Source organism: Streptomyces sp. NPDC056361, from assembly GCF_042262805.1.
GTDB lineage: Bacteria > Actinomycetota > Actinomycetes > Streptomycetales > Streptomycetaceae > Streptomyces.
Genome location: NZ_JBHJQI010000002.1, coordinates 85,091 through 106,752 on the forward strand (window position 1 = coordinate 85,091; position 21,662 = coordinate 106,752).

The following is a 21,662-nucleotide window of genomic DNA, read 5'->3' on the forward strand; positions in this document are numbered from 1 at the left end:
CTAGAAGAGGACGTCGGGCTCGGCCGTGCCCGACTCGAAGGCGAGGAGGCGCTGCTTGCGGTCGAGGCCGCCGCCGTAGCCGGTGAGGCTGCCTCCCGCGCCGATCACGCGGTGGCAGGGGACGATGATGCTGACGGGGTTCTTGCCGTTGGCGAGGCCCACGGCGCGGGAGGAGCCGGGGTTGCCGAGTTCCTCGGCGAGTTCGCCGTACGTGCGGGTCTCGCCGTACGGGATGCGGAGCAGCTGCTCCCAGACCCGCAGCTGGAAAGGGGTGCCGATGAGGTTCAACGGCAGTTCGAACGCGGTGAGTTCGCCGGCGAAGTAGGCGTCGAGCTGGCGGACCGCCTCGGTGAAGGGGCGCGGGTCGGGTTCACCGAAGGTCTCCTCGGGCGGGCGGTGGCGCTGGCCGGTCATGTGGACGCGGCTGAGGACGCCGTCGACGGCGACGAGCGTCAGCGGGTCGTAGGGGCTGTCGACGACGGTGTGCCGGACGGAGGGGGCCATGGCGGTTCAGTGTCCTTCGTTGGGCAGGTGGTTGATCGGGTGGTCGTCGGTCGCCCAGAGGTACTGCACGGCGTAGGCGCGCCAGGGGCGCCAGTGCGCGGCGCGGGCGGTGAGGGCGGCCGGGGTGCCGGGCAGGCCGAGTCCCTCGGCGGCGCGGCGGACGCCGAGGTCGCCGGGGAGGAAGGCGTCGGGGTCGCCGAGGGCCCGCATGGCGATGATCTCGGTGGTCCAGGGGCCGAAGCCGGGCAGGGCGAGCAGCCGGGCGCGGGCCTCCTCGCGGTCGTCGGCGGGGCCGAGGGTGAGCGAGCCGTCGGCGAGGGCCCCGACCAGGGTGAGGAGGGTGGTGCGGCGGCTGCGCGGCAGGGCGAGGCTGTCGGGGTCGAGGGCGGCGAGCGCCTCGGGGCTCGGGAACAGGTGGGTGAGGCCGCCTTCGGGGTCGTCGACGGGGACGCCGTGCGCGGTGACGAGCCGGGCGGCGTGGGTGCGGGCGGCGGCGGTGGAGACCTGCTGGCCGAGGACGGCCCGGACGGCGAACTCGGCGGGGTCGACGCTGCCGGGGACCCGGCGGCCGGGCGCCTTGTCGACGAGGGGCGCGAGCAGCGGGTCGGTGCGCAGCCGTTCGTCGACGGCGACGGGGTCGGCGTCGAGGTCGAGGAGCCGGCGGCAGCGGCTGATCGCGTGGGCGAGGTCGCGCGGGTCGGTCAGGGAGAGCCGGCAGGCGATGTGGTCGGCGCGCGGGGCGAGGGCGACGATGCCGTGTCCGTACGGGAGGACCAGCGTGCGGCGGTAGGCGCCGCCGCGCCATTCCTCGACGCCGGGGACGGCGGTGGCGGCGAGGTGGCCGAAGAGGTTGGAGGGCTCCAGCGGGGCGCGGAACGGCAGTCTGAGGCTGATCGTCCCGGGGGTGGGGGGCGGCCCGGCCGGTGAGCGGCGGGTGGCGCGGGCGCGGAGTTCGCCGGGGGTGAGGGCGAAGACCTGGCGGACGGTGTCGTTGAAGGTGCGGATCGAGGAGAAGCCGGCCGCGAAGGCGACTTCTCCCAGCGGCATCGGGGTGGTCTCGATGAGCACCCGGGCGGTCTGGGCGCGCTGGGCGCGGGCCAGGGCGAGGGGGCCCGCGCCGAGTTCGGCGAGGAGCTGGCGCTCGATCTGGCGGGTGGACCAGCCGAGGCGCCGGGCGAGCCCGGGGACTCCTTCCCGGTCGACGACGCCGTCCTGGATGAGCCGCATGGCGCGGGCGACGGCGTCGGCCCGGACGTTCCAGTGGGGCGAGCCGGGACTGGTGTCGGGCCGGCACCGCTTGCAGGCCCGGAAGCCGGCGCGCTGGCAGGAGGCGGCGCTGGGGTGGAACTCCATGTTCTCGGGCTTGGGCGGGACGCCCGGGCAGCTGGGCCGGCAGTAGATCCGGGTGGTGCGGACGGCGGTGAAGAACACGCCGTCGAAGCGGGCGTCCTTCGACTGGACGGCCCGCACGCAGCGCTCGGTGTCGGTGTGCATGGTTCCAGGATCGGGGACGGGCGACGCGCGGGCTGGCGAGAAAACGACATGGCCGTCCGGCCCCGTTCCCCGGGGCCGGCACTGCGGTCGGGGCGTCAGACGGTGACGGTCCGGTAGTGGGTGGTCAGCCTGCCGTCGTCGCCCAGGACGTGGAAGGCGAGGCCGGGCGGCAGCGTGAGGTGGACGTGCTCGTCCTCCGGGCTCGGGTTCTCCCAGGGCAGCCGGAGGGCGGAGACGACGCCCGGCGCGACCAGCAGCGGGCGGCCGGCGAAGGTGGCGGCGGCGGCCGTGTGGGCGTGGCCCGCGAGGAAGGCGGTGAGGTGGGGGTGGCGGTCGGCGAGTGCGGCGAGCCGCTCCTCGCCGAACTGGCGGATGCCGTCCACGTACGGGGTGTGCAGCGGCACGGGCGGGTGGTGGAAGCCGACGAGCACGGGCACCTCGTGCGGGGTGTCGGTGAGGACGCCGTCCAGCCATTCCAGCGTCTCGTCCTCCAGGTACCCCTCGTCCTCGTCGGGGACGGACGAGTCGCAGAGGGCGACGGCGAAGCCCTCGCCCCGCAGCACCTGGTTGACGGGTGCGTCGGGGCGTACGCCGGCGCCCTCCGGGAGGAGGCTCTTCCGGAAGGCCTCGCGGACGTCGTGGTTGCCGGGGCAGACGAGGAGCGGGTGCCGGGAGACGAGCAGCTCCCGCGCGATCGCGTACCCTTCCGGGTTCCCGAGGTCGGCGATGTCTCCGGTGACGAGCACGGCGGCGAGGTCGTACGGGAGTTCCTCCAGGTACCGCATGACCGCGCGGGTGCGGTCGGCACTGCGCGGCTCCGCGTCGACATGGATGTCGCTGACATGGGCGATGACGATCACGTGACTCTGTCCTCCGTCGGTCCGGTGAGCGGATGCCGACCCGACCGTACGGTGATCACGGTCCGTTCGTAAGGGCCGCCGTGCGGGCGGTGGCCCGTTCCCGCCGGTTCCTACTCGAACCGCGTGGTGTCCCCGGCTCCGCGGCGCAGGATCTCGGGCTCGCCGCCGGAGAAGTCGACGACGGTGGTCGGTTCGGTCCCGCATTCGCCGGAGTCGAGCACCGCGTCGACCTGGTGGTCGAGGCGTTCCTTGATCTCCCAGCCCTGGGTGAGCGGTTCGGCCTCGTCGGGCAGGAGCAGGGTGCTGGAGAGGAGCGGCTCGCCGAGTTCGGCGAGGAGCGCCTGGGTGACGACGTGGTCGGGGATGCGGACGCCGACCGTCTTCTTCTTGGGGTGCAGCAGCTGGCGCGGCACCTCCTTGGTGGCGGGCAGGATGAAGGTGTACGCCCCGGGGGTCGCCGCCTTGACCGCGCGGAACACGTCGTTGTCGATCTGCACGAGCTGGCCCAGCTGGGCGAAGTTCTGGCACATCAGCGTGAAGTGGTGCCGGTCGTCGAGGTCGCGGATCGCCCGGATGCGGCTGATGCCGTCCCGGCTGCCGAGCCGGCTGCCGAGCGCGTAGCAGGAGTCGGTCGGGTAGGCGACGAGCGCGCCGTTCCGGATGCTGTCGGCGACCGCGGCGATCGTGCGGTGCTGGGGGTTGTCGGGGTGGACGTCGAAGTACTTGGCCATGGGGGCAGTCTATTTTCGCAGCCGTCGCCAGACGGCCTTCGCCGCGTTGTGGCCGGACATGCCGTGCACGCCGGGGCCGGGCGGGGTGGCGGAGGAGCAGAGGAACACCGCCGGGTGCGGGGTGTTGTAGGGGCGCGCGGAGAGGGTGGGGCGCAGCAGGAGTTGGAGGCCGCGGGCGGCGCCGCAGGCGATGTCGCCGCCGACGTAGTTGGCGTTGCGGGCGGCGAGTTCGGGCGGTCCGGCGGTGGCGCGGGCCAGGACGCGGTCGCGGAAGCCGGGGGCGAAGCGCTCGATCTGACGCTCGATCGCCTCGGTGAGGTCGCCGCGCCAGCCGTGGGGCACGTGGCCGTACGCCCAGAAGACGTGCTTGCCCTCGGGGGCGCGGGACGGGTCGACGAGGCTGGGCTGCGCGGTGATGAGGAAGGGGGCGTCGGGTGCGGTGCCGGAGGACGCCGCGCGCAGGGCGGTGTCGATCTCGCCCGCGGTGGGGCCGATCTGGACGGTGCCCGCGCGCCGGGCTTCCTCCGCGGTCCACGGCACCGGGCCGTCCAGGGCGTAGTCGATCTTGAAGACGCTCGCGCCGTAGCGGTAGTGGTCGTAGTGTCCGCCGAAGCCGGCGATCCGGGCGAGGGCGGTCGGGGAGGTGTCGAAGACGTAGGCGCGGGCCGGCGGCAGGTCGTCGAGGCGCTTGACCTCGAAGTCGGTGTGGACGGCGCCGCCGAGGTCCTTGAGGTACGCGGCGAGGGCGTCCGAGATCGACTGCGAGCCGCCCCGGGGCATGGGCCAGCCGCCCGCGTGCGCGGCGAGCGCGAAGACCAGGCCGACGGCGCCGGTGGCGAGGCCGCCGAGCGGGGCGATGACATGGCCCACCAGCCCGGCGAACAGGGCGCGGGCCTTCTCGTCCTGGAACCGTCGCATCAGCCAGGTGGAGGGCGGCAGCCCGGCGAGGCCGAAGCGGGCGAGGGTGACGGGGTCGCGGGGCAGTGCGGTGAGCGGCAGCTGCATGAAGTCCCGGGCCAGGGTGTCCCACTTGCCGAGGAACGGGGCGACGAGCCTGCGGTAGGCGCCGGCGTCGCGCGGCCCGAAGGAGGCGGCGGTCTCGGCGACGGAGCGGGCGAGGACGGCGGCGGTGCCGTCGTCCCAGGGGTGGGCCATGGGCAGTTCGGGGTGGAGCCACTCCAGGCCGTACCGGTCCAGCGGCATCGTCCCGAAGACGGGCGAGCCGGCGCCCAGGGGGTGCACGGCGGAGCAGGGGTCGTGCCGGAACCCGGGGAGCGTGAGCTCCTCGGTCCTGGCTCCGCCGCCGACGGTCGGCTCGGCTTCGAAGACGGCCACCGAGAAGCCCCGCCGGGCCAACTCGACGGCCGCGGTGAGTCCGTTGGGCCCCGCCCCCACGACGACCGCATCGAGCATCGACGTCTCGTTCGTCACCTTCGAACTCCTTCGTCAGCCGATGGCCAAGGCCCCCCAGGATAGGCCGGTGGCCCGGCCGGGCTCACCGCCCCCCGAGGAGTCTCCGGATCCGCTCCGCCGTCGCCGCGTCCCTGGCGGCGGTGAACGGCAGCGCGTTGCCGCCGGCGATGCGGAACCGCTCCCCCGCGATCGTCGTGTCCGTGCCGCCCGCCTCGGCGACCAGGAGCAGTCCGGCCGCGTGGTCCCACGCGTACTCCCATCCGAACGCGGTGGCGTCGAGATCGCCCCGCGCCACCGCGAGGTATTCGAGCCCGGCGGAGCCGCACGGGCGGCGGCGCACGCCCTCCGTGTCCAGGGCGAGCAGCGCGCGCTTCTGCTCGGGCGTGCTGTAGTCCGGGTGCGAGGTGGCGACCTCGACGACCGCGCCGGGCAGGGGTGACCCGGAGCGCAGCGGCCGCCCGTCGAGGGTGGCTCCGCGGCCGCGCACCGCGACGGCCATCTCCTCCAGGGCCGGGGCGAAGGTCCACGACGCCAGGACCTCGCCGTGCCGTGCGAGGGCGACGAGCGTGCAGAACGCGGGGTCGCCGTTGACGAACTGGCGGGTCCCGTCGACGGGGTCCACGATCCACACGGGGGCGTCGCCGCGCAGCGCCTCGTAGACGGTCGGGTCGGCGTGCACGGCCTCCTCGCCCACCACGACGGAGCCCGGCAGCAGCGCGGTCAGGGAGGCGGTGAGGTGCGCCTCGGCGGCCCGGTCGGCCACCGTGACCAGGTCGTGCGGCCCGTTCTTCTCGATGATCTCGTCCGCGCCGAGCTGCCGGAACCGCGGCATGATCTCGGCGGCGGCCGCCTTGCGCACCGCCTCCTCCACCTCGCCCGTACCACCGTCGAGGACGTGCTCCAGGAAGTCTCCGATCATGCCCTCCAGCTAAGCACGCGCCCCTGACATCCGGAACGTCGCGCCCGCCACCCTCCGTTTCCCCGCAGGGCGCCTCGCGGCCGGGTGGGGCGCCCGGGCAGCGGCCGGCTCAGCTCTCGGGGCACAGGAACTCCAGCCGGTTCCCGTGGCAGTCGGCCGCGTAGAACCGCCGGTGGCCCGGGAAGTTCCCGTCCAAGGTCACCTCGACCCCCTTGCCGGCCAGCCGCTCCGCGAGCCCGTCGAGGTCCGCCACCAGGATGCCCGGATGCCCCTTGCGGGCCGGCCGGAAGTCCTCCTCCACCCCCAGATGGATCTCCAGGGCGTCCGCCCGCACCCACAGCCCCCCGCGCGCCGCCAGGACCGGGGGCTTCCGGATCTCCGTCATCCCCAGCACGTCCACGTAGAACCGGCGGCACACCTCCTCCTCGCCCGGCGGCAGCGACAGCTGCACGTGGTGCAGCCCCAGCCCGAACGCCGACGTCGCCTCCGTCGTCCCGTAGGGCAGCGCACGCTCGCTCATGGATGACCAGCTCTCTCTTCCGGGCCCGTCCCGGCACGGGTCGGGCGTCAACCGTCCGTGACCAGTGTCCGCCGTGATCGTTGACGAGCCGACGGGCCGGGGCGGATGCGGGACGGAGAGAGGAAACGTCTCCGCAGTGCCGGGGTCCGGGAAGACGTCGTCGACGGGTCGGAGAGTTCATGGGATGGGTGCGGAAGGTGACGGGCGTGGCGGCGGGGGCGGTCGCGGTGCTGGGGGCACTGGGCACCGGGCCTGCGGCGGGGATCGTGGGAGGGGAGGAGGCGAGGCCGCACCAGTATCCGTTCATGGCGGGTCTCGTGGACCTGGAGGAGCGGCGGGTGATGTGCGGCGGGGCGCTGATCGGGGAGCGGTGGGTGGTCACCGCGGCGCACTGTGTGACGGGGTCGTACAGCAGCACGGACCGGGTGGGGGTGCTGCTCGGCGAGCACGACCTGACGTCGCGGGAGGACAGCCCGAACGCGGTGGTGGCGGCGGCCGCGCGGATGGTGGTGCACCCGGACTACGACCCGGAGAGCCAGCGGAACGACATCGCGCTGGTGCGGCTGGCCGAGCCGGTCGCGGTCGGCCGGGACGTGCGGCCGATCGCGCTCCCGTACTCGTTCGCGCGGGGGGCGTTCGACCACACGCGGGTGGAGGCCCCCGGCTGGGGGGCCACGTCGTTCGGCGGACGGACGTCGGCGGTGCTGCGGACGGTGACCCTGGACACGATGAGCAACCCGGTGTGCGGGACGAGGGGGATGTCGCAGGTGACCCCGTCGCAGCTGTGCACGTACTCCCCCGGGCGGGACACGTGCCAGTACGACTCCGGCGGACCGCTGGTGCACGCGGTCGCGCGGAAGCCGTACCTGATCGGCCTCGTGTCGTACGGGAAGGGGTGCGCGACCGAGACCCCGGCGGTGAACACCCGGGTCTGGTCGTACCTCAGCTGGATCGAGCGGACGACCGGGAGGCTCCCCCGCGCCTCATGAGGACGGTGTAGAGGAGCAGGGAGGCGGCGAGGCCGACGGCCCAGCCGTAGTCGGCGAGGGGCTTGAGGAAGGGGATGAGGCCGTCCTCGGGGAAGGGGCCGGCGCCGGGGGCCGAGTGGGAGCCGCCGACGGCGAGGACGCCGCCGACCGCGAAGGCGAGGACGGCCGCCGGGTTCCAGCCGCCCCGGTACCAGTAGGGGCCGTCGGGGCGGTAGAGCCCAGCGAGGTCGAGGACCGTGCGGCGGACCAGCCAGTAGTCGGCGATGAGGATGCCGGCGACCGTGCCGAGGAGCCCGCCGACCAGACCGAGCCAGGTGAAGATGTACAGCTCGGGGGTGACGGTGAGCTTCCACGGCATGATGACGATGCCCACGACGCCGGTGATCAGCGCGCCCGTGCGGAAGTTCACCAGTTTCGGCGCCAGGTTGGCGAGGTCGTACGCCGGGGAGACGACGTTCGCCGCGATGTTCACCGACAGGGTGGCGACGAGGACGGTCACCAGGGCGAAGAGGAGTCCGAAGACGTTGTCGGTGCGGGCGGCGAGGGCCACCGGGTCCCAGACGGGCGCCCCGTACACGGCCTGCGAGCCGGAGGTGACGAGCACCGAGAGCAGCGCGAAGAGCGTCATCGTGGTCGGCAACCCGAGGCTCTGGCCCAGGACTTGGGACCGCTGGCCGGCGCCGAAGCGGGTGAAGTCCGGGATGTTGAGGCTGAGGGTCGCCCAGAAGGCGATCATGCCCATGAGGGCGGGGAAGAAGACGGGCCAGAAGTCGGCGCCCCAACCGAGCGCGGACGGCTGGTCGAGGAGCGGTCCGAGGCCGCCCGCCTTGGCCGTGATCCATCCGAGGAGGGCGAGCGCGCCGACGATGACGAACGGCGCGGCCCAGTTCTCGAAGCGGCGCAGCGCCTCCATCCCCCGGTAGATGATGGCGAGTTCGAGCGCCCAGAAGAGGACGAAGCAGAGCCAGAGGGTCCAGGGCTGGCCGCCGATCCGCGACGCGTCCGCCCAGCTGACGTCGAAGAGCACTCCGAGGACCTTGTCGAACAGGACGAAGACGCCCTGGCCGCCGATCCAGGTCTGGATGCCGAACCAGGCGCAGGCGACGCCGGCGCGGATGAGCGCGGGCAGGTTGGCTCCGCGCAGCCCGAAGGACGCGCGGGCGAGGACCGGGAACGGGATGCCGTACTTGGGTCCGGCGTGCCCGGTGAGCAGCATCGGGAGCAGGACGACGACGTTGGCGAGGGCGATGGTGAGGACGGCCTGCTTCCAGTCCATGCCGAGGGCGACGAGGCCGGAGGCGAGCATCCAGGACGGGATGTTGTGGGCCATGCCGACCCAGAGGGCGGCGAAGTTGTAGGTGGTCCACCGGCGCTCCGCGACGGGGACCGGGAGCAGGTCGTCGTTGACGAAGCGGGGGTCGTCGGGGGCGGTGCCGGGCGCGAGCTCGGCGCGGCCGTCGTGGACGTCGTACGCGCCGAATGTTCCGGCGGGAATTCCGGGGTCTCCCGGGCCTCCGGGTCTTCCGGAGGAATCGGTAGCGGTCATGGGCCGAACCCTTCGTTCGGGGGACGGAACGAGGCCGTGCGGGCGTGGGGTTCTTGGATGTGCGGAGTGTCGCCCCGGGCGTCGGGGCCGTCAAGACGGGCTGCTCCACCGGCCGTTACGATCTCCGGACGAGTACCGGCGCGACGCGCCAGAAGGGTCGGAACGATGGCAGCGCTCTCGGATGTTCAAGCCCTGCTGGGCGAATCCAGGTTCAACTGGTCCGATCCGGCGCCGTGGATCGCGGTGGAGCGGGAATTCGGCATCGAGTTCCCGGCGGATTTCCGCGAGATCGTCGATGCCTACGGGTCGATCGTGATCAATGGGCAGTTGTACCTGCTGCATCCCGCCCCCCATCTCCTGCACGACCTGGGGACGATGGCCAGGAAGGACCTCGCGTTCTGGCGCGAGGAGGACATGGCCGAGTTCCTGCCGGGACCGGCGGGGGCGAACCCCGGCGAGGTCATGCCGGTGGCGACGGCCACGACGGGCGAGGCGATCTTCCTGCGCGTCCCCGACGAACCGTCGGCGCCCTGGCGCGTCGTGGTGCAGGAGATGGACAGCCCGGGGTGGACCCTCTACGAGATGACGTTCGGCGAGTGGCTGCTGGCGTACCTCAAGGGGAGGGACGTGACCCTGTGCGCGCGCGACCGCGCCCCCGACGGTCCGTCGTACGAGTTCCTTCCCTGACGTCCACGGGACCGGCGGGGCCCCGCCGCCAACCCGGCGGGGCTCCCGTCGCCGCGGGGCGCTACGCGTCCGCGAGGGCCGGGATGACGTCGGTGCCGTACGCGTCGATCGTGCCCTCCCGGTTGTCGTGCATGTCGTAGACGGCGAACTGGTCGACGCCGAGGGTCTTCAGGTGGCGGAGCTTGTCGATGTGGGCCTCGGCGGGGCCGAGGAGGCAGAAGCGGTCGACGATCTCGTCGGGGACGAAGGTGGTGTCGGGGTTGTCGGCGCGGCCGTGGTGGGAGTAGTCGTAGCCCTGGCGGTCCTTGATGTACGCCGTCAGCTCCTCCGGGACCATGGAGGAGTGCTCGCCGTACTTGGCGACCAGGTCGGCGACGTGGTTGCCGACCATGCCGCCGAACCAGCGGCACTGGTCGCGGGCGTGCGCCAGGGCCTCGGGCGAGTCGTCCGCCGTGACGTAGGCGGGGGCGGCGACGCAGATGGTGAGGGCGTCGGGGTCGCGGCCGGCGTCCACGGCGGCCTGCCGGACCGCCTTGACCATCCACTCGGTGAGGAACGGGTCGGCGAGCTGGAGGATGAAGCCGTCCGCCTTCTGCCCGGCGAGGGCCAGGGCCTTGGGGCCGTACGCCGCCATCCACACCGGCAGCTTGCCGTCCTTGATCCACGGGATGCGGATCGCGTTGCCGTCGACCTCCGCCTCGCGGCCCTCCGCCAGGTCGCGGATGACCTCGATCGCCTCGCCCAGGCGGGCCAGGGTGTTCGGCTTGCGGCCCGCGACGCGCATGGCGGAGTCGCCGCGGCCGATGCCGCAGACGGTCCGGTTGCCGTACATGTCGTTCAGGGTGGCGAAGGTGGAGGCCGTCACCTCCCACGTCCTCGTTCCCGGGTTGGTCACCATGGTGCCGACGTGCAGCTTGGTGGTGTTGGCGAGGATCTGGCTGTAGATGACGAAGGGCTCCTGCCACAGCACGGCGGAGTCGAAGGTCCAGCCGTAGCGGAAGCCGTTGCGCTCCGCCCGGCGCATCAGCCCGACGACCTGCGAGGCCGGCGGGTCGGTCTGCAGGACGAGTCCGAAGTCCAACGTCGTTCTCCTAGTTCAGGTACTGGCAGGTGGAGCGGGGGGTGAAGGCGCCGTGTCCGGCGCGGCCGGTGAACTTCCGCTGGTCGATGACGGGTTCGCCGCGCGAGAGGACCGTCTCGACCTGACCGGTGATCTCCCTCCCCTCGTACGCGGAGTAGTCGACGTTCATGTGGTGGGTGGCCGCGGAGATCGTCTGGCGGGCGTGCGGGTCGTAGATGACGATGTCGGCGTCGGCGCCGGGCGCGATCGTGCCCTTCTGCGGGTAGAGGCCGAACATCCGGGCCGGGGTCGCGCAGGCGATCTCGATCCAGCGGCGGCGCGAGATGTGCCCGTCGACGACGGCCTGGTGGAGCAGGTCCATGCGGTTCTCGACGCCCGGCAGGCCGTTGGGGATCTTCGAGAAGTCCCCCCGGCCCAGCTCCTTCTGACCCACGAAGCAGAACGGGCAGTGGTCCGTCGACACCACCTGGAGGTCGTTGGTGCGCAGCCCGCGCCAGAGCGCGGCCTGGTGCTCCTTCGGCCTCAGCGGCGTCGAGCAGACGTACTTGGCGCCCTCGAAGTCCGGCTCGGCGAGGTTGTCGGTGGACAGGAAGAGGTATTGGGGACAGGTCTCGCCGAAGACCGGGAGGCCCTTGTCGCGGGCGGCGGCGATCTCGGCGACGGCCTCCTCGGCGGAGACGTGGACGACGTAGAGCGGCGCGCCGGCGACCCGGGACAGCTGGATCGCGCGGTGGGTGGCCTCGGCCTCCAGGAGGGCCTTGCGGACCTCGCCGTGGTAGCGGGGGTCCGTCTCGCCGCGGGCGAGCGCCTGTTCGACGAGGACGTCGATGGCGATGCCGTTCTCGGCGTGCATCATGATCAGCCCGCCGTTGTCGGCGGAGCGCTGCATGGCGCGCAGGATGCGGCCGTCGTCGCTGTAGAAGACGCCCGGGTACGCCATGAACAGCTTGAACGAGGTGATGCCCTCCTGGACGAGCTTGTCCATCTCCTTGAGCGTGTGCTCGTTGACGTCGGAGAGGATCATGTGGAAGGCGTAGTCGACGGCGCAGTTGCCGTCGGCCTTGGCGTACCAGGCGTCGAGCCCTTCACGCAGGCTGTGGCCCACGCTCTGGACGGCGAAGTCGACGATGGTGGTGGTGCCGCCCCAGGCCGCGGCGCGGGTGCCGGTCTCGAAGGTGTCGGAGGCGGAGGTGCCGCCGAACGGCAGCTCCATGTGGGTGTGGGCGTCGACGCCTCCGGGCAGTACGTAGCGGTCGGTGGCGTCGATGGTCCGGTCGGCGGTCCAGCCCGCCGCCGCGTCCGAGCCGTGGGCCGCGAGGGCGGCGACGCGGCCGTCCTCGATCAGCACGTCGGCGTGGACTTCGTCGGCGGCGGTGACGACGAGACCGCCCCTGATCAGGGTACGGGTGCTCACGGGACTGCTCCTCTCCCGGCTGGGGGGCGTACTAGAGGGTGCGGAGGGCCTGTTCGAGGATGGCCGCGCCTTCCTCGGCCTCGGCGACGGTGAGGGAGAGCGGCGGGGCGATGCGCAGGGTGCTGGTGTTGTGGCCGCCGCCCTTGCCGATGAGCAGCCCGCCTTCCCTGGCCGCCTCCAGGACGGCGGCGGCCGCGTCCGGGGCGGCTCGATCGGTGCCCGGCTCGGTCAGTTCGATGCCGATCATGAGGCCGCGGCCGCGGACCTCCCGCACCTCGGGGACCCCGGCGCAGGCGGCCCGGACGCGCTCGATGAGGAGGCCGCCGACGCGTCGGGCGTTGCCCTGGAGGTCGTTTTCGAGGAGGTACGAGAGGTTGGCGAGCCCGGCGGCCATGGTGACCGGGGAGCCGCCGAAGGTGGAGATGGAGTTGGCGTCGAGGCAGTTCATGATCTCGGCGCGGGCGACGACCCCGCCGACGGACATGCCGTTGCCGATGCCCTTGGCGAAGGTGAGGATGTCGGGCGGCCCGGCCTGGCCGTGGGCCTGCCAGCCCCAGAAGTGTTCGCCGGTGCGGCCCCAGCCCGTCTGCACCTCGTCGGTGATCCAGAGGATGCCGTGCCGGTCGAGGACGCGGCGGAAGGCGGCGTACAGGCCGTCGGGCGGGGAGGTGAAGCCGCCGACGCCCTGGATGGGTTCGGCGATGAGGGCGGCGACGTTCCGGGTGTGGCCCAGCAGGTCTTCCAGGTCGGCGACGCAGGCCTCGGTGAACCGCTCGTCGCCGTACTGGGCGTACGGGCCGCGGGTGCGGACGCCGCCGTGGACGTACAGGGTCTGGAGCGGGGAGAGGCCGGTGGGCGACCAGGCGCGGTTGCCGGTGATGCCGACGGTGGAGAAGGACCGGCCGTGGTAGCTGTTCCGCATGGCCAGGATCTGGTTCGAGCCGCGGTACGCGGTGGCGAGGAGGAGGGCCGTGTCGTTGGCCTCGGTGCCGGAGGTGGTGAAGAAGACGCGGGCGTCGGGGATGCCGGAGAGGCCGGCGATCCGCTCGGCGAGCTCCACCATGGGCCGGTTGAGGTAGAGCGTCGACGAGTGGATGATGCGCCCGGCCTGCTCGGCGACGGCCTTGGTGACCTCGGGCAGGGCGTGGGCGGTCATGGTGGTGAGGATGCCGCCGAAGAAGTCGAGGTACCTGCGCCCGTCGGCGTCCCAGACGTGGCGGCCCTCGCCGTGGGTGATCTCGATGGGGTCGCGGTAGTAGAGGGCGACCCAGTCGGGGATGACGGCCTTGTGCCGGTCGAAGAGGCTGCTCACGGCTGCACCAGCCCGTCGTACGCGTCGGGGCGGCGGTCCCGGTAGAAGGCCCACTGCTGACGCACCTCCTCGATGACGCCGAAGTCCAGGTCGCGGACGACGAGTTCCTCCTCCTTGTCGGAGGCCACGTCGCCGACGAAGCGGCCGCGCGGGTCGACGAAGTAGCTGGTGCCGTAGAAGTCGTTGTCGCCGTACTCCTCGACGCCGACGCGGTTGATCGCGGCGACGAAGTACTCGTTGGCGACGGCGGCGGCGGGCTGCTCCAGCTGCCAGAGGTAGGAGGAGAGGCCGCGGTGGGTGGCCGACGGGTTGTAGACCAACTGCGCTCCGTTGAGTCCGAGTTGGCGCCAGCCCTCCGGGAAGTGCCGGTCGTAGCAGATGTAGACCCCGACCCGTCCGACGGCGGTGTCGAAGACCGGCCAGCCGGCGTTGCCCGGGCGGAAGTAGTACTTCTCCCAGAAGCCCTTGACCTGCGGGATGTGGTGCTTGCGGTACTTGCCGAGGTAGCTGCCGTCGGCGTCGATGACGGCGGCGGTGTTGTAGTAGAAGCCCTCGCTCTCGACCTCGAAGACGGGGACCACGATCACCATCCCGGTCTCCCTGGCGAGCTCCCGCATCCGCGAGACGGTGGGGCCGTCGGGGACGGGTTCGGCCCAGCGGTAGTGCTCGGGCTCCTGGACCTGGCAGAAGTAGGGGGCGTTGAACACCTCCTGGAAACCGATCACCTTGGCACCCTGCCGGGCCGCCTCCCGGGCGTACTCCTCGTGTTTGGCGATCATGGATTCGGTGTCGCCCGTCCAGGTCGCCTGGACGAGCGCGGCGCGTACGACGTCGGTCATGAGCTGCTCCTTCGGCACGGCGTCAGAGAGCCTCTACGCACGTAGACGCGGTGCGTAGGAGGAGAACGTAAGCCCCGTCACACCCCGGAGCAAGACCGCCGCCGCGAAGCGGCCGGGTCGATCATGTTTCATACCCGAGTGGTCGACGTCGGACACGTACCGACACGTACGGACCAGTACGGAACGCACGAAACATCCCCCGGACCGGTACGCGCGAGCGAGGGCCGCCAGACCCCCGTGAGGACCCCTCGCGGGGCCCTCGCCACAAGCCCCTCCCGGCCCCCGCCAGACGCCCGTCAGACCCCCGCCAGGCCCGCCACGCGCAGGGCGTGCAGCAGGTCGCGCTCACGGGAGGCGGACACCGCGCGGGCCGCGTCGAGGAGTTGCGGGACCAGGCCGCGCGGGTCGGCGCCCGCGAGGCGGGCGGCGTCCTCGGGGGCACGGACCCGGACGAAGGCGGTGAGCAGGGCCTGCGCCTCGCGGTGGTGGTCCTCGGCTCGCAGCGCGGCGCACGCCCCGGCCAGCTCCTCGACCGGCCGGGCCACGCCCTGGCGCAGGAGCTGCTCGCAGTCGGCGGCCCGGCCCGCGTCCGCCAGCGCGCCGGCGACGGCGGCGAGCCGCCCCGGCGGCAGCGAGGCCGCCTCCCAGAGCAGGGTGGCCCAGTCGGCGCCGAGCCCGGCCCGGTGCAGCTCCGCCGCGAGCGCAGGCAGCCGGGCGGGCGGCCCGTCGAGCGCCTCGCACAGCAGGGCGTGCGCCTCGCCGCTGCGGCCCTGGGCGCGGAGCCTCCGGAGCGCGTAGACCGCGTTGGCGGCGGCCCGTACGGCCTCCTCGGAGTCCGGACGCGGGGGCACGGCCGCACCGCCGCTCCCGTCGGGTCCGGCCGCTCCCCCGAACCGGGCGCCCCGGGGCGCGACTCCCCCTGCCGGGAGTGCGGGCAGCGGTTCGGGCGCCGTCGTCGCCTCCGGCCCCTCGGCGCTCTCCTCCAGCCAGGCGTACCGGGCACCCCGCGGTCGCCGCTTGCCCCGGACACCCTTCGCACCGCCCGCCGGCGGCGCCCCCGCCGGGCCGACGGCCGGGGCCGTCGCCGCGAACACGGGCGCGGTAGGCCGCTCCGGCGCGGCCGGCGCGGGTCCGGCGGGTCGCTCCCGTACGGCGAGCACGGGCCCGGCGGGTCGCTCCCCTGCGGCGAGCATGTGCCCCGCCGGTCCCTCCCGTACGGCGAGCACGGGTCCGACGCGCCGGTCCGCCGCGGCGGCCACCGGTCGGACGGCGACAGGCCCCCGCGCCTCCTCCCGCACCCGGGAGAGCCGGCCCGTCAGGTCGTGGACGCGGGCCACCGCCCTGGCGTGGTCGTCGCGGGTCCAGGCGAGGTCGTGTTCCAGGCGGGCGGTCGCGTCGGGGCCCGGCGCGGGGGTCGCGCGGAGGCGTTCGCCGAGTTCGCGGGCGCGGGTTTCGGCGTGCCGGCGTTCGGCTTCCATGAGGTCGCGGCGTTCGGCGAGCGCGTCCGCTCCGCCGGGCCGGCGGTCGTACGCGGTGGCGGCGGCCGCGTACAGGGTCCGGCCCTGGGCGGCGAGGGGCCCGTCGGCGACTTCGCCGGCGTCCTGGAGGAGGGACTCGACGACGTCCCAGGGCAGGAGCTCCCTCCCGTCGAAGCAGGCGCGCAGCCCGTCCGGGTCGCGTTCGGCGAAGACGCCGTACCAGCCGGCGCCCGGCTGGAGGCGCCCGGCGAGCCCGGTCAGCCATCCCGTGAACTCGGCGATCTCCGCCGGTAGTCGATACACCGTCATGCGTCACGCACCTGCCCCGCAGTCGACTGGAACCTTCCGGTCCGCGAGGTATTGGACCGCAGTCGTGTTACAGGACGACTACGGACCGTTTTCAGAACGTCACGACGATCCCGGTGTGCGGGCGCTTGCCGAGCCGGACGATCATGGCGGGGACGTCGGTCAGCCAGAACTGCCAGCTGTACTTGCGCGACAGCAGGCGCCTGATCCGGCGCAGCTCCTCGCCCTGCACGAGCCGGCCCTCGCCGGTCACCCGCTCGGCCCCCTCGGGGACGTTCCCGCGCACGTCGCACACGGCGACCACGACCCGGGGGTCCTTGCGGAGCCGCTTGACCTTCCAGGAGTCGGTGCGGGTCCAGGCGTACAGCTCGGAGCCCTCCACCGCGTACCAGACGGGTGTGGCGACCCCGGTGCCGTCCTTGCGGAAGGTGGTCAGGCTGACGTAGCGGCCGCGCCGCAGCTCTTCGGAGATCATGCCCGGAGCCTAGGGGGTGTCTTCCCGAGAGTGCGGGCAAGGCCGGAGCGCCGGTCGGGCCGGGGTCAGACCGGGGCCGGGGCGCAGAGCACGACGAGCTCGTCCATGGAGAGGTGGAGGACCCCGGCGAGGGCGGCGACGGTGAAGAAGGCCGGTGTCGGGGCCCGACCCGTCTCGATCTTGCGGAGGGTCTCGGCGGACAGTCCGGCGGCCGCGGCGATCTCGACCATGGACCGCTCGCCGCGCGCCGAACGCAGCAGCAGGCCGAGGCGCTCGCCGCGCTCGCGCTCTTCGGGGGTCAGGGGTGTGCGCACCATGGCGCCATTCTAATACCGGTATAGTAATTGGCATGGTGGAGATCAAGACGAACGAGTCCCTGGCGGCCATGCGCGAGGCCGGCCGCGTGGTGGCGCGCGCCCTCGCGGCCGTGCGGGAGAAGGCGGCGCCCGGCGTCGAGCTGACCGAGCTCGACCGGGCAGCGCGCGAGGTCCTGGCGGAGGCGGGGGCCGGGTCGCCCTTCCTGGACTACCACCCGGAGTGGGCGCCGGTGCCGTTCCCCGCGGTCGTGTGCCTCTCCGTCAACGACGCGATCGTGCACGGCATCCCCGGCCCGGGCCGGCTGGCCGACGGCGACCTCGTGTCCGTGGACTGCGGCGCGACCCTGGGCGGCTGGGCGGGCGACGCGGCCGTCAGCTTCACCGTCGGCCGCGCCCGGCCCGAGGACACCCGTCTGATCGCCGCGGCGGAGCGGGCCCTGGAGGCCGGCGTCGCCGCGGCCGTCGTCGGCAACCGCATCGGCGACATCGCGCACGCCATCGGGCGGGTCTGCCGCGAAGCGGGGTACGGCATCCCCGACGGCTTCGGCGGCCACGGCATCGGCCGCGCCATGCACGAGGACCCGGGCGTCCCCAACGAGGGACGCCCGGGCCGCGGCATGAAGCTCCGGCACGGCATGGTGCTCGCGATCGAACCGATGCTCATCGGCGGCGGCACGGACGACCACTACACCGCCCGCGACGGCTGGACCATCCGCACCTCCGACGGCTCCCGCGCCTCCCACGCCGAGCACACGGTGGCGATCACGGACGACGGCCCGCGCATCCTCACCGCCCTGTAGGGCGCCTCCTACGACGCCGGGCGGACCACCATCGCCGAGCCGCCGCCCCTTCGGACCGTCTCCGCCGCGGCCAGCCAGCGGCCGTCGGGAAGGCGCTGGACGCCGGTCGCCGCGCCGATCTCCGGGTTCTGCCGGAAGCCGTGCCCGATCCCCTCCAGTTCCGCCCTCAACGGGCTGTTCCACAGGGCGGGTTCGAGTTCCGTGGTGGCCTGGTTGCGCTGGCTGGCGCGCGGCGCGGCGATGGCGTCGACGAGCGGGAGGCCCCGGTCGAGGACACCGGTGAGGGTCTGGAGGACGGTCGTGATGATGGTGGCGCCGCCCGGGGAGCCGAGGGCGAGGACGGGCCGGTCGTGGCCGTCGAGGACGATCGTCGGCGAGATCGAGGAGCGCGGCCGCTTGCCGGGACCCGGCAGGTTCGGGTCGTGCACGGCCGGGTTCGCCGGCGCGAAGGAGAAGTCGGTCAGCTCGTTGTTCAGCAGGAAGCCGCGGCCCGGCACGGTGATCCCGCTGCCGCCGGTGGACTCGATGGTCAGCGTGTAGGCGACGGTGTTGCCCCACTTGTCGGCGACCGTCAGATGGGTCGTGTTCTCGCCCTCGTACGTGGTCGGGGCCGCCGTGCCGCCGGTCGCGCACGGCACCGGGTTCGCGGGGTCGCCGGGCGGGAGCGGGCTGGTCAGGGCGGCGCCGTCGCGGATCAGGCAGGCCCGGGAGTCGGCGTACCGCTGGGAGAGCAGCCCCCGGGTGGGCACGGACTCGAAGGCCGGGTCGCCGACCCAGCGGCCCCGGTCGGCGAACGCGATGCGGCTGGCCTCGATGTACCGGTGCAGGTATCCGGCCGGGGAGGCGGCGGCGAGGTCGGTGCCCTCCAGGATGTTCAGCGCCTCGCCGACGCTCGTGCCGCCGGACGACGAGGGGGCCATGCCGTACACGTCGAGACCCCGGTAGGAGACCTTGGTGGGCTTGCGGAACACGGTCCGGTACGCGCCGAGGTCACCCTCCGTCAGGTCGCCGGGGCGTACGGTCCGGGTGGCGCCTGCGCGGACCGGGGGCGTACGGACGGTGTTCACGATGTCCCGGGCGAGCGGCCCCCGGTAGAGCGCTCCGACACCCTCGCGTCCGAGCTTCTCGTACGTACGGGCCAGGTCGGGGTTCTTGAACGGGGTGCCGACCACCGGCAACTGACCGCCCGGCAGGAAGAGTTCGGACGTGGCGGGGAAGTCGCGGAACCGGGCCTCGTTGGCCGCCGTCTGGGAACGGAAGGTCGCGTCGACGGTGAAACCGTCGCGGGCGAGGCGTTCGGCGGGTTCCAGGAGGGTGCCGAGTCGCCTGCTGCCCCACGCGTCGAGCGCGGTCTGCCAGGTCGCCGGGGTGCCCGGGGTGCCGACACCGAGGCCGCTGGTCTGGCCCTCCTCGAACGGGATGGGCTTGCCGTTCTCCGTGAACAGGTTCGCGTCGGCGGAGCGGGGCGCCGTCTCGCGCCCGTCGATGGTGTGCACGGTACGGCTCTTCGCGTCGTAGTACACGAAGAACCCGCCGCCCCCGATGCCCGCCGAGTACGGCTCGGTGACGCCGAGGGCCGCCGCGACGGCGACGGCCGCGTCCACGGCGTTGCCCCCCTTGCGGAGCACCTCGACACCGGCGGCCGAGGCGTCGGCGTCGACACTGGCTACGGCGCCGCCGTAGCCGACCGCGACGGGCTCCTTGACGGGTGGCGGCGCGGCGGAAGGCGGGGACTGGGCCGGGGCGGCGGCACCCATCGAGAGCACCGTCGCCGCGACGGCGAGAACGGAGACCTTCCCAGCGGCGGAGCGACGCATTCCTACCTCCAGTCAACGACCGTCCGCGCAGCGTAACTTCCCCCCGCCCGTTCCGTCAGGACCGCCTCGAACAAGAGGCCGGTCGACCGCTAGCATGCGCGGCCATGAACGAAGACGTGCGGAACATCGTGCTGGGAGTCCTGGCGACCGGGGTCAGCGCCTCCCTGGGCTGGCTGGCCCGCACCTACCTCTGGCGGCGCAGGCTCCGCCGCAAGCAGGCCTTCTTCGGGCTGCCGGGCAGCTCGGAGTGCCTGCTCGTGGTGAACCGCGAGGCGGGTGGGGACAACGTCGTGCACCGCTTCGACGTCTTCGCCATGCTCGAACTCTCCGCCCTCATCAAGGACTGCGGCGCGCAGGCCCGGATACTCGCGCACGACGTCGCCCACCAGGGCTTCGGCGACCGCACCGAGTTCTGCGTCGGCGGCCCGTACTCCAACCGCCGGATGGCCGCCCACCTGTCCACGCTGCTGCCGGGCGTGACCATGAACGTGGACGTGCAGCCGTCCGGCACCCAGGGGCAGATCACCGTCGGCACCGAGCACTACCCCATGGACAAGGGCGTCTCCGAGTACGTGATCCTCGCCCGACTGACCGCCGGGGAGGGCGGCCGCCCCGTCTTCCTCTTCTGCGGGCAGCGCGCCATCACCAACCAGGCGGCGACCCGCTACCTGGCGCGCCACCACGAGTCCCTGGCCCGCACCCACCGCTCGGGCTCCTTCGTGCTGCTCCTCAAGGTCGTCAACACCCAGGCGTACGGGCCCGACGTGGTGGAGCTGGTCGCCGACGTCACGCGGCTCGCCCTCACGGCTCCCGCAGCCGCACCGGCAGCGACTTGATGCCGTTGATGAAGTTCGATACGAGCCTGCGGGGCGGTCCGGCGAGCGCCAGCCCCCCGCAGGCCCCGCGCGCCTCCTCGTACAGCACCCGGAGCTGAAGCCGGGCGAAGTGGGCGCCGAGGCAGACGTGCGGCCCGTCCCCGAAGGACACGTGCGGGTTCGGCGTCCGCCCCAGGTCGAGGCGGTGCGGGTCGGCGAAGACACGCTCGTCGTGGTTGGCGGAGGCGTGGAACACGACGACCTTCTCCCCCGCCCCGATCGGCTGCCCCGCCAACTCGGTGTCGCGGTCCGCCGTGCGCCGGAAGGACAGCACGGGCGGGTGCACGCGCAGGAGTTCGTCGACCGCCGTGTCCATGGCCACCGCGCCGCTCCACAACCTCCGCTGCTCGTCGGGGTGTTCGGCAAGCGCGAGGAGTCCGCCGGGGGCGGCGCTGCGGACGGTGTCGTTGCCCGCGACGGTCAGCAGGAAGAAGAACATCTCCAGTTCCGCGTCGGCGAGTTCGGAAGTGGCGAGCGAGGTCATGACGTCGTCGGCGGGATGCTCGCGCTTGTACGCCGCCAGCTCCTGGGCGTACGCGAACATCTCGGCGAGCATGGCGGGCGACCGGGGGTTCACCGGGCGGCCCTCCGCGTCGAGCACGGGCGGCTCGTCCGGGTCCTGGTAGGCGATGACCCGCTCGGTCCAGGTGTGCAGCAGCCCCCGGTCGCCCGCCGGCACCCCGAGCAGATCGGTGAGGTTGAGGAGCGCGTAGTCGTCCGTGACGCTCCGGACCAGGTCCACCTCGCCCCCGGCCGCGACCGCCCCGGCGAGCAGCTTCCCGGCCCGCTCGCGCGCGGTCACGGCGAACCGCTCGATCCGCCCCGGCGTGAAGGCGCGACTGACCAGTCGCCTCAACCTGCCGTGCTCCGGCGGGTCCTGATTGAGCATCATCCTGCGGATGAACGGCAGATCGGCCGGGGCGGGGTCTCGGATCTGGGTGGCGCCGAGGCGTGAGGAGTACGTCCCCGAGTCCTTGAGCACGCGGACCACGTCGGCGTGCCGGGTGACGGCCCAGAAGCCGGACCCGGCGGGCCAGCCGAGGATCTCGGGCTCCTCCTGGCGGGCGACCGGGTGGTGGTCGCGCAGGGCCCGGAAGCGGTCGTGCGGGATGCCCGCGGCGTAGATCCGCGGATCGAAGACGTCGGGTACGTCGACCTGTTCCCCCACCGTGCCTCCCGCCGGCAGCCGCTCCAGGGGTGATGACGTATCCATCATGACAGGTCAGGGCCGGTTTTCGTAGGACGGAACGCACAGTTCGCAAGCCTTGTCCGGGCCGTCGCCCGA

Annotated in this window: 21 protein-coding genes; 4 read left to right on the forward strand and 17 right to left on the reverse strand. The window is 73.1% G+C overall.

Annotated elements, in window-relative coordinates:
• The 7 genes from ACFCY7_RS01245 to ACFCY7_RS01275 form a co-directional block, all read right to left on the reverse strand.
• Window positions 1-504, reverse strand: coding sequence for a methylated-DNA--[protein]-cysteine S-methyltransferase (locus tag ACFCY7_RS01245; protein WP_376480359.1), 504 nt, complete (start codon window positions 502-504; stop codon window positions 1-3).
• Window positions 505-510: 6 nt separating this feature from the next.
• A complete protein-coding gene (locus tag ACFCY7_RS01250; RefSeq protein WP_376480360.1) occupies window positions 511-1,998 on the reverse strand; it encodes an AlkA N-terminal domain-containing protein in 1,488 nt (495 codons plus the stop codon).
• A gap of 95 nt (window positions 1,999-2,093) precedes the next feature.
• Window positions 2,094-2,858 carry a metallophosphoesterase gene (locus tag ACFCY7_RS01255; RefSeq protein ID WP_376480361.1) on the reverse strand — a complete coding sequence of 255 codons (765 nt, stop codon included), beginning with the start codon at window positions 2,856-2,858 and terminating at the stop codon, window positions 2,094-2,096.
• A gap of 110 nt (window positions 2,859-2,968) precedes the next feature.
• On the reverse strand, window positions 2,969-3,589 hold the full coding sequence (locus ACFCY7_RS01260) for an L-threonylcarbamoyladenylate synthase (RefSeq protein ID WP_376480362.1): 621 nt from the start codon (window positions 3,587-3,589) through the stop codon (window positions 2,969-2,971).
• Window positions 3,590-3,598: 9 nt separating this feature from the next.
• The gene (locus ACFCY7_RS01265) at window positions 3,599-5,002 is read right to left on the reverse strand and encodes a phytoene desaturase family protein (RefSeq protein WP_376480406.1); all 1,404 of its coding nucleotides are present in this window, start codon (window positions 5,000-5,002) and stop codon (window positions 3,599-3,601) included.
• Window positions 5,003-5,084: 82 nt separating this feature from the next.
• The gene (locus ACFCY7_RS01270; RefSeq protein WP_376480363.1) at window positions 5,085-5,921 is read right to left on the reverse strand and encodes an inositol monophosphatase family protein; all 837 of its coding nucleotides are present in this window, start codon (window positions 5,919-5,921) and stop codon (window positions 5,085-5,087) included.
• A 109-nt stretch (window positions 5,922-6,030) separates the two neighbouring features.
• Window positions 6,031-6,441, reverse strand: coding sequence for a VOC family protein (locus ACFCY7_RS01275; protein WP_376480364.1), 411 nt, complete (start codon window positions 6,439-6,441; stop codon window positions 6,031-6,033).
• A 305-nt stretch (window positions 6,442-6,746) separates the two neighbouring features.
• On the opposite strand from ACFCY7_RS01275, the gene ACFCY7_RS01280 reads away from it, so the two are divergent.
• A complete protein-coding gene (locus tag ACFCY7_RS01280) occupies window positions 6,747-7,430 on the forward strand; it encodes a serine protease (RefSeq protein ID WP_376480365.1) in 684 nt (227 codons plus the stop codon).
• On the opposite strand, the gene ACFCY7_RS01285 is transcribed toward ACFCY7_RS01280, so the two are convergent.
• Complete coding sequence (locus ACFCY7_RS01285) at window positions 7,384-8,976, reverse strand: NCS1 family nucleobase:cation symporter-1 (RefSeq protein ID WP_376480366.1); 1,593 nt, start codon at window positions 8,974-8,976, stop codon at window positions 7,384-7,386. The two genes, ACFCY7_RS01280 and ACFCY7_RS01285, sit on opposite strands and share 47 nt — an antisense overlap.
• 165 nt (window positions 8,977-9,141) lie before the next feature.
• On the opposite strand from ACFCY7_RS01285, the gene ACFCY7_RS01290 reads away from it, so the two are divergent.
• Window positions 9,142-9,663: an SMI1/KNR4 family protein gene (locus ACFCY7_RS01290; RefSeq protein WP_376480367.1), complete on the forward strand. Its 522-nt coding sequence runs from the start codon at window positions 9,142-9,144 to the stop codon at window positions 9,661-9,663.
• Window positions 9,664-9,724: 61 nt separating this feature from the next.
• Here the strand turns inward: ACFCY7_RS01290 and ACFCY7_RS01295 are convergent, their stop codons facing one another.
• The 7 genes from ACFCY7_RS01295 to ACFCY7_RS01325 form a co-directional block, all read right to left on the reverse strand.
• Complete coding sequence (locus ACFCY7_RS01295) at window positions 9,725-10,744, reverse strand: TIGR03842 family LLM class F420-dependent oxidoreductase (protein WP_376480368.1); 1,020 nt, start codon at window positions 10,742-10,744, stop codon at window positions 9,725-9,727.
• Window positions 10,745-10,754: 10 nt separating this feature from the next.
• Window positions 10,755-12,158, reverse strand: coding sequence for a dihydropyrimidinase (hydA, locus tag ACFCY7_RS01300; RefSeq protein ID WP_376480369.1), 1,404 nt, complete (start codon window positions 12,156-12,158; stop codon window positions 10,755-10,757).
• A 31-nt stretch (window positions 12,159-12,189) separates the two neighbouring features.
• Window positions 12,190-13,470: an aspartate aminotransferase family protein gene (locus ACFCY7_RS01305; protein WP_376480370.1), complete on the reverse strand. Its 1,281-nt coding sequence runs from the start codon at window positions 13,468-13,470 to the stop codon at window positions 12,190-12,192.
• Complete coding sequence (locus ACFCY7_RS01310) at window positions 13,467-14,309, reverse strand: nitrilase-related carbon-nitrogen hydrolase (RefSeq protein ID WP_376480371.1); 843 nt, start codon at window positions 14,307-14,309, stop codon at window positions 13,467-13,469. Before ACFCY7_RS01310 ends, ACFCY7_RS01305 begins: the two co-directional genes overlap by 4 nt.
• Window positions 14,310-14,605: 296 nt before the next feature.
• Window positions 14,606-16,096 (reverse strand): UL36 very large tegument protein, encoded by a 1,491-nt coding sequence (locus ACFCY7_RS01315; RefSeq protein WP_376480372.1) that lies wholly within the window; start codon window positions 16,094-16,096, stop codon window positions 14,606-14,608.
• 91 nt (window positions 16,097-16,187) lie between these two features.
• Window positions 16,188-16,568: a PPOX class F420-dependent oxidoreductase gene (locus ACFCY7_RS01320; protein WP_376480373.1), complete on the reverse strand. Its 381-nt coding sequence runs from the start codon at window positions 16,566-16,568 to the stop codon at window positions 16,188-16,190.
• A 65-nt stretch (window positions 16,569-16,633) separates the two neighbouring features.
• Entirely contained in the window at window positions 16,634-16,885 is a 252-nt protein-coding gene (locus ACFCY7_RS01325; protein WP_376480374.1) for a helix-turn-helix domain-containing protein, read from the reverse strand.
• Between the two features lie 32 nt (window positions 16,886-16,917).
• Between ACFCY7_RS01325 and map the strand changes: the two genes are divergently transcribed.
• A complete protein-coding gene (gene map / locus ACFCY7_RS01330; RefSeq protein WP_376480375.1) occupies window positions 16,918-17,685 on the forward strand; it encodes a type I methionyl aminopeptidase in 768 nt (255 codons plus the stop codon).
• Window positions 17,686-17,693: 8 nt separating this feature from the next.
• Here the strand turns inward: map and ggt are convergent, their stop codons facing one another.
• On the reverse strand, window positions 17,694-19,502 hold the full coding sequence (gene ggt / locus ACFCY7_RS01335) for a gamma-glutamyltransferase (RefSeq protein ID WP_376480376.1): 1,809 nt from the start codon (window positions 19,500-19,502) through the stop codon (window positions 17,694-17,696).
• Window positions 19,503-19,606: 104 nt separating this feature from the next.
• Between ggt and ACFCY7_RS01340 the strand changes: the two genes are divergently transcribed.
• Window positions 19,607-20,338, forward strand: coding sequence for a hypothetical protein (locus ACFCY7_RS01340; RefSeq protein ID WP_376480377.1), 732 nt, complete (start codon window positions 19,607-19,609; stop codon window positions 20,336-20,338).
• Here the strand turns inward: ACFCY7_RS01340 and ACFCY7_RS01345 are convergent.
• Window positions 20,304-21,590 carry a cytochrome P450 gene (locus tag ACFCY7_RS01345; protein ID WP_376480378.1) on the reverse strand — a complete coding sequence of 429 codons (1,287 nt, stop codon included), beginning with the start codon at window positions 21,588-21,590 and terminating at the stop codon, window positions 20,304-20,306. The two genes, ACFCY7_RS01340 and ACFCY7_RS01345, sit on opposite strands and share 35 nt — an antisense overlap.
• Window positions 21,591-21,662: the final 72 nt, after the last annotated feature.

Coding starts and splice junctions, on each gene's coding strand:
- ACFCY7_RS01315 (WP_376480372.1), bottom strand. CDS start 16,096: ATGACGGTGTATCGACTACCGGCGGAGATCGCCGAGTTCACGGGATGG.
- ACFCY7_RS01310 (WP_376480371.1), bottom strand. CDS start 14,309: ATGACCGACGTCGTACGCGCCGCGCTCGTCCAGGCGACCTGGACGGGC.
- ACFCY7_RS01320 (WP_376480373.1), bottom strand. CDS start 16,568: ATGATCTCCGAAGAGCTGCGGCGCGGCCGCTACGTCAGCCTGACCACC.
- ACFCY7_RS01345 (WP_376480378.1), bottom strand. CDS start 21,590: ATGGATACGTCATCACCCCTGGAGCGGCTGCCGGCGGGAGGCACGGTG.
- ACFCY7_RS01250 (WP_376480360.1), bottom strand. CDS start 1,998: ATGCACACCGACACCGAGCGCTGCGTGCGGGCCGTCCAGTCGAAGGAC.
- ACFCY7_RS01260 (WP_376480362.1), bottom strand. CDS start 3,589: ATGGCCAAGTACTTCGACGTCCACCCCGACAACCCCCAGCACCGCACG.
- ACFCY7_RS01245 (WP_376480359.1), bottom strand. CDS start 504: ATGGCCCCCTCCGTCCGGCACACCGTCGTCGACAGCCCCTACGACCCG.
- ACFCY7_RS01325 (WP_376480374.1), bottom strand. CDS start 16,885: ATGGTGCGCACACCCCTGACCCCCGAAGAGCGCGAGCGCGGCGAGCGC.
- ACFCY7_RS01270 (WP_376480363.1), bottom strand. CDS start 5,921: ATGATCGGAGACTTCCTGGAGCACGTCCTCGACGGTGGTACGGGCGAG.
- ACFCY7_RS01275 (WP_376480364.1), bottom strand. CDS start 6,441: ATGAGCGAGCGTGCGCTGCCCTACGGGACGACGGAGGCGACGTCGGCG.
- ggt (WP_376480376.1), bottom strand. CDS start 19,502: ATGCGTCGCTCCGCCGCTGGGAAGGTCTCCGTTCTCGCCGTCGCGGCG.
- ACFCY7_RS01265 (WP_376480406.1), bottom strand. CDS start 5,002: ATGCTCGATGCGGTCGTCGTGGGGGCGGGGCCCAACGGACTCACCGCG.
- ACFCY7_RS01340 (WP_376480377.1), top strand. CDS start 19,607: ATGAACGAAGACGTGCGGAACATCGTGCTGGGAGTCCTGGCGACCGGG.
- ACFCY7_RS01285 (WP_376480366.1), bottom strand. CDS start 8,976: ATGACCGCTACCGATTCCTCCGGAAGACCCGGAGGCCCGGGAGACCCC.
- ACFCY7_RS01290 (WP_376480367.1), top strand. CDS start 9,142: ATGGCAGCGCTCTCGGATGTTCAAGCCCTGCTGGGCGAATCCAGGTTC.
- map (WP_376480375.1), top strand. CDS start 16,918: ATGGTGGAGATCAAGACGAACGAGTCCCTGGCGGCCATGCGCGAGGCC.
- ACFCY7_RS01280 (WP_376480365.1), top strand. CDS start 6,747: ATGGCGGGTCTCGTGGACCTGGAGGAGCGGCGGGTGATGTGCGGCGGG.